At 45.0% G+C, this 3,956-nt stretch carries 4 protein-coding genes and 1 pseudogene; 3 read left to right on the plus strand and 2 right to left on the minus strand.

From position 1 onward, the window contains the following. From F6K20_RS27750 to F6K20_RS27760, 3 genes and pseudogenes are all read left to right on the plus strand, one after another. Positions 1 to 318: pseudogene (locus F6K20_RS27750) on the plus strand (transposase); the annotation flags it as partial. 123 nt (positions 319 to 441) lie between these two features. Next, a complete protein-coding gene (locus F6K20_RS27755; RefSeq protein WP_287296826.1) occupies positions 442 to 699 on the plus strand; it encodes a Crp/Fnr family transcriptional regulator in 258 nt (85 codons plus the stop codon). 104 nt (positions 700 to 803) lie between these two features. Beyond that, a complete protein-coding gene (locus F6K20_RS27760; RefSeq protein WP_287265972.1) occupies positions 804 to 956 on the plus strand; it encodes a hypothetical protein in 153 nt (50 codons plus the stop codon). On the opposite strand, the gene F6K20_RS27765 is transcribed toward F6K20_RS27760, so the two are convergent. Beyond that, positions 922 to 1,515, minus strand: coding sequence for a glutathione S-transferase family protein (locus F6K20_RS27765; RefSeq protein ID WP_008185414.1), 594 nt, complete (start codon positions 1,513 to 1,515; stop codon positions 922 to 924). The two genes, F6K20_RS27760 and F6K20_RS27765, sit on opposite strands and share 35 nt — an antisense overlap. 193 nt (positions 1,516 to 1,708) lie before the next feature. Further along, positions 1,709 to 3,667, minus strand: coding sequence for an aspartate kinase (locus F6K20_RS27770; RefSeq protein ID WP_287296828.1), 1,959 nt, complete (start codon positions 3,665 to 3,667; stop codon positions 1,709 to 1,711). Positions 3,668 to 3,956: the final 289 nt, after the last annotated feature.

Genomic DNA, 3,956 nt, shown 5'->3' on the forward strand with positions numbered 1-3,956 from the left:
GGGTCGGTTGTAACAGAAGTCCAGCCTAGTTACACGTCGCAAGTTGACTTCGTGACTGGAACCCTATTAGGGAAAAGGAGCGGGGACAGCTTTACCAGATTTGATGGGGTCGTGTTACAGGCTGACCACAATGCTGCCAAAAACATCCTTGCTCGGGGTGCAGACAAGGAGATTTCCCGGTACATGAACAAAACCGAGGTTCAGGCAGTATTGCTGCGCCGTACCGCGCGTTTCTTGAAAGGTATGGGACTGAGTCTAGCTGATGCAGTTGAGCTTGGATGGCTTGACCCTAAGCATGAGCTTTGCTCGGGCTTTTAAGGAACTCCTGGCCGAGATGCTAGGAACGTCCAGATAGCTGAGTGGCAGGCTTGACTCCAATTGCTGCACGACCACTCCTCACTCGGACCACAATAAAATGCACCTTGACCGTTTAATCCGGGTTTGCCCCGATTAATCCCGGTTCAAGAGTATCTCTCTCAGCGTTTGCAACAGTTTTTGAGTTGGTTAGCCCGGAAGTTTGGTCGTCCCGTATGTAGTGGGCAACTGATTGATATACCAGTGACCCATCAAGAACTAGCTGAGATGATTGGTACCACACGAGTAACCATCACCAGGCTGATCAAGCAGTTTGAGGAAGAAGGGATAATCAGTCGTCCTCGTCGATACTGTATTGTGTTGCGCGATTGTTCTGAAATATAAATGAAAATGCTATCAATGGCGCTAGATTCATCATACTACCTGAAAAGGATACCGCTAGCGCCAGTGACGTGATTCAGTTAGGGGCTGATGGTGGGGACGAAATTATGGGATTGACCGTAGGCCACACTAAGGGATTGACCGTAGGTAACGCTAAGGGATTGACTGTAGGTCACGCTACGGGATTGACTGTAGGTCACGCTATGGGATTGACCGTAGGCCACGCTACGCGATCGCAATGTAGCCTGGTAATTGTTTAATCCGCTCCATCCAAGACACCACATTGGGGTAAGCATCTAGAGAAATCTTAGCGTCTGGTGAGAGACTAACATAGGGGAAGCAAGCAATATCGGCAATTGTGGGGTGATCCAGTTCCAGCCATGCCCGATCACTGAGGTGGTTGTCGAGCAATGTCAGGATAGTTGCCGACTTTTGTGTTGCTACCTCGATGTTAACGGTTTTTACATTAAACTTGTAATAAAGTCTGGCAAACTCTGGACCCTGGCGAATCTCTCCTGCAGTTGTAGATAGCCAGCGCATCACTCGACTCATGGCTTCAGCTTCCAAAGGCAGCCAGTCTTCGCTACCATAGCGCCGTGCTAGATAGACTAAAATAGCTTGGGCATCCTGAAAGACTAAATCTCCATCGGTGAGAACTGGCACTTGTCCGAAGGAATTCAATTCCAGAAACTCGGGAGATTTGTGTTCACCATTGTCCAGGTCAACCCAGACAGTCTCATGTTCTAACCCAAGTAGTGAAAGCATTAGCCGCACTTTGTAGCAATTGCCAGATAGCTGGTAATCATAAAGTTTGATCATGATTTTATTGTCCTAATTTTTGCCTAATTTTTGCCTAATTTTTGCCTGATTTTTTGAAGTATAGCACTACCAATTAAGGTGTTTGACATTGATAAAAGCTGAAACGCTGTTTTATTGAACTTTTGCCTTTTGCCTCTTGCCTAAAGCCCTTGCGCGTAGCGCTATAATTGTGTCCGACTAATTAGCGTGCTGATTAACCTGCGTAGGTCGGCTTTGCTGGTGTAGCCAAACCCTTGGGGGTTTGGGCATAGTTTTTAACCACCGGGATGCTCCCCTTATGCACTGCATTTAAAGCCTTAACTCCTTCTTCTTGAGCAACCACACAACTAATTTTAGTGTCCGAACTTGTAATCATCTGAATAGTTATTTGCTGTTGTGCTAATGCCTCAAAAAACTGAGCCACAACCAGGGGTTGTGCCACCATACCACCCCCAACTAGACTAACTTTAGCGATGTCTGTATCCACTATAATCTCCCCACAAGCAATACTTAGTGCTAAAGCTTTTAAAGCCATGGATGCTGCTTCAGCATCAGCTTGGGCCACCGTAAACGCAATATCACAAGTGGGGATACCATTAAGCCTCTGACAGCGTTGAGACTGAATAATCATATCAACACTAATATTTTCCTGTGCCAGTTGTCCAAAGAGTTTTGCTGCCATTCCCGGTTGATCTCGGACATGGCGAATTGTGATACAAGCTTGGTTGAGATCAAGAACAGCACCGCATACTGGGGATGGGCTTGAATCGGTAGAAAACTCCTGAATTGAATCAGGTCCGAGCACTACAGAACGATCAATCTCAAAAGCCTGACACAGAGCAGCAACAGCGCGATCGCATACCTCAGCATTAATCACACAGGTGATCTTCAACTCAGAGGTAGAAATCATCTCAATATTAACTCCCGCCTCTGCTAGAGTAGAGAACATTTTAGCTGCAACCCCAGGACGCCCAATCATACCAGTCCCAGTAATTGCCACTGTTGCCATGTTCTGCTCTACCATCATTTCTACCTCTGCAGAAGTAATCAGCTCTTGAGACATCTTCGAAAAGTATTTTTCTGATAGTGTTTGGATCAATTCTTGTCCACTGTTCCCTGTTCCCTGTTCCCTGTTCCCGACTTCTGCAAGAAGTCTTTTGAGTTTAGTTTCACTCACTGCAGCTCCTAAAGTCTCACCTTGTTCAAAACCTCTGTTCACTACCGTCAACGCAATATCCTTAGCATCGTCCTCCTGAATTGACTGAATAATCAGATTAACATCCAGATTCTCACGAGCAATTTCACCAAATAACCCTGCCGCTACCCCTAAACGATCCCGCCCTTGCCATCGGGCTACTTTTACCTGATTTGTTTCCAATTCCACCCCATATACTGCCTTGTTAATCTCCAAGCCTTTCAGAGAACGAGGTTTAGCTATCGGAGAAATTATCCTAGTTCCTGGTGCATTGTTCCAGCTTGAACGTACAACCAAAGGTACGCCATAATTGCGAGCAATCTCTACCGCCCTAGGATGTAGCACCTTTGCCCCTAAACTGGCTAACTCTAGCATTTCATCACAAGTAATTTCTGGGATTAATTGTGCCTCTGGTACAATCCGAGGATCAGTTGTAAAAATGCCTGGAACATCAGTATAAATTTCACACAAATTTGCTTTTAAAGCAGCCCCTAACGCCACAGCTGATATATCTGAACCGCCACGTCCTAGAGTAGTAATTTCAAAATTATCACCACTGCTCATACCCTGAAATCCAGCTACAACTACCACTGTTCCTTGATTGAGATAGTGCTGAATTCGCTTTGGCTGAATTTCCAAAATCCTGGCACGACCGTGTTCAGCATCAGTGATAATTCCTACTTGTGCCCCAGTTAAAGAAATAGCCGGTTGTCCCAATTCCTGCAATGCCATACTCAGCAAAGCAATTGATACTTGTTCTCCAGTAGACAGAAGCATATCCATCTCCCGAGCACTGGGATTCGTCGAGACTGCCTTCGATAAACTGAGCAAGTCATCAGTGGTTTTACCCATCGCCGAAACCACTACCACCACAGTATTATTATTTTGGACTGTTTGCTTCACCCGCTGGGCAACTGCTTTAATTCTTTCAACTGATCCAACCGAAGTACCACCATACTTTTGGATAATTAGCATTATCTAGCCTCAGATAAAGTATTAATTTTAAATTGAAGTTAATTAAAAATTAAATAGTGATCATTTTTGTTGCTTTAGCAATGGCTAATCGAAGGATTTAATCTGAAAATAGGATTAAGATAAACAAGTAACAGGAAACTTCTGGGGAACAGTATGAAAGAGCGATTGAGCCCTATAATACCACGGAATTTCGATGACCCTTCCCTGTTCCCTGTTCCCTGTTCCCTAAAAACCCAGAACTTTGTACCTCACTAAATTGCAAACCGCCGTATTACATCTCAAGCAGCGCTAT

This window comes from Moorena sp. SIO2C4, assembly GCF_010672485.1.
Classification (GTDB): domain Bacteria; phylum Cyanobacteriota; class Cyanobacteriia; order Cyanobacteriales; family Coleofasciculaceae; genus Moorena; species Moorena producens.